This is a genomic window from Nocardiopsis sp. TNDT3, assembly GCF_003427465.1.
GTDB classification, from domain to species: domain Bacteria; phylum Actinomycetota; class Actinomycetes; order Streptosporangiales; family Streptosporangiaceae; genus Nocardiopsis; species Nocardiopsis dassonvillei.
Window position 1 is genome coordinate 1 of sequence record NZ_QPFC01001268.1, and the last position, 1,999, is coordinate 1,999.

Here is a 1,999-nt window from a genome sequence, read left to right on the forward strand (position 1 = left end):
GGCGCGGCCTGCCCTCCCAGCCCTTCGTCCGCCAGCACGACGTCGACGGCGACGAGACGAGGAGGACCACCACCGCCTACCGCACCCTGAGGGGGTCCTACCTGACCGAACAGGCCGGTGTCCGCGTGCTCTCGGCCGCACCCGACCGGGTGGTCCTGGAGGCGGACGGCCTGCGCCGCGCCTTCGACGTCCACCGCCCCGCCGCGGGCGGCGACGTCCACGTCGACTCCCCCCTGGGGTCGGTCACCCTCACCCCCGTCGACCCCCTGCCCGAACCCGAGGCCGCGGTCGACCCCGGCGCCCTGCCCGCGCCCATGCCCGGCACGGTCACCGCCGTGGAGGTCGCCGTGGGCGAGCGGGTCGAACCCGGGCAGACCCTGCTGCGCATGGAAGCCATGAAGACGGAGCACCGCGTCACCGCCCCCGCCGCCGGTGCCGTCCGGGAGATCCCGGTCGCGGCGGGGCAGAGGGTGCCCGCCGGGGCGCCCCTCGCCGTCCTCGACTACGAAGGGGCCACGCCGTGACCGGTGCCATGACCTTCAACGAACCCGCCGAGCGGGTCGACCTGCGCTCCGCCGTGTCCGCGTTCGCCGCGGGGTACGGGTCCGAGTACTACCGGGCCCGCGCCAAGGAGGGCGCCTACCTCACCGAACTGTGGCGCGAGGCGGGCGGGCTCGGCTACCTCGGCGTCAACATCCCCGAGGAGTACGGGGGCGGGGGCGGCGGCATCGGCGACCTGGCCGCCGTCCTGGAGGAGCTCAGCGCGGCCGGGTGCCCCACCCTGATGATGGTGGTCTCCCCGGCCATCTGCGGCACCGTCCTGACCCGCTTCGGCACCCCCGAACAGCGCGCGCGCTGGCTGCCCGGCCTGGCCACGGGCGAGACCATCATGGCCTTCGCCATCACCGAGCCCGACGCCGGGTCCAACTCCCACCGCATCACCACCACCGCCCGGAGCGACGGCGGCGGCTGGGTGCTCAACGGCCGCAAGACCTTCATCTCCGGCGTGGACGTGGCCGACGCCGTCATGGTCGTCGGACGCGTCCAGGACGAGGACACCGGGCGCCTGTCCGCCGCGCTGTTCGCGGTGCCCACCGACGCCCCGGGGTTCGAGGCCCGCCGGATCGAGATGGACCTGGTCAGCCCCGACCACCAGTACCAGCTGTTCCTGGACGACGTGCGCCTGCCCGCCGACGCACTGGTCGGCGACCCCGGGGCCGGGCTCCTCCAGCTCTTCGCCGGACTCAATCCCGAGCGCATCATGGCCGCGTCCCTGGCCTCGGGCAGCGCCCGCCACGCCCTGGACAAGGCGGTGGCCTACGCCAGGGAGCGCACGGTCTGGCGCGACACCCCCATCGGCGCCCACCAAGGGCTGGCCCACCCGCTGGCGCAGGTCAAGATCGAGCTGGAGCAGGCCCGCCTGATGACCCAGCACGCTGCGCTCCGCTACGATTCCGGCGACGACGCGGGGGCGGGGGAGGCGGCCAACATGGCCAAGTACGCCGCCGCGGAGGCGTGCGTGCGCGCGGTCGACCAGGCCGTGCAGACCCTGGGCGGCAACGGTCTGGCCAGCGAGTACGGGCTGGGGTCGGCGATCGCCGCCGCCCGCCTGGCGCGCATCGCGCCGGTGAGCCGGGAGATGGTGCTCAACTACGTGGCGCAGCAGTCCCTCGGCCTGCCCAGGTCGTACTGAGCGGTCGGCGCGCGGACACGGGCCGCCTCGGGGACGCGGGGACAGGGGGAAGCAGCGACGTGGACACAGGGGCCGACCGCGAGCCGCGCCAGGAACGCAGCCGGGCCACCCGAGCCCGACTGCTGGAGGCCGCCGTGGCCTGCCTGGCCGAGGAGGGCACGGCCGGCGCCACCGTGGGCGCGGTCGCGCGGCGGGCCGGGGTGTCGCGCGGGGCCGCCCAGCACCACTTCCCCACCCGCGAGGACCTCTTTCTGGCCGTGCTGCGGCACATGCTCGACAGCCGCGGCGCGGAGCTGCGGCGCGGCG

Annotated in this window: 3 protein-coding genes; all 3 read left to right on the forward strand. The window is 75.5% G+C overall.

The features are described from left to right. On the forward strand, positions 1-524 hold a 524-nt coding region (locus DQW06_RS26675), incomplete at its 5' end, for an acetyl-CoA carboxylase biotin carboxyl carrier protein subunit (RefSeq protein ID WP_198662557.1). Continuing rightward, entirely contained in the window at positions 521-1,693 is a 1,173-nt protein-coding gene (locus DQW06_RS26680; RefSeq protein ID WP_041552809.1) for an acyl-CoA dehydrogenase family protein, read from the forward strand. The genes DQW06_RS26675 and DQW06_RS26680, both read left to right, overlap by 4 nt. A gap of 59 nt (positions 1,694-1,752) precedes the next feature. Continuing rightward, positions 1,753-1,999, forward strand: a 247-nt coding sequence (locus tag DQW06_RS26685; protein WP_157983621.1) for a helix-turn-helix domain-containing protein, incomplete at its 3' end; no start/stop codon positions are given.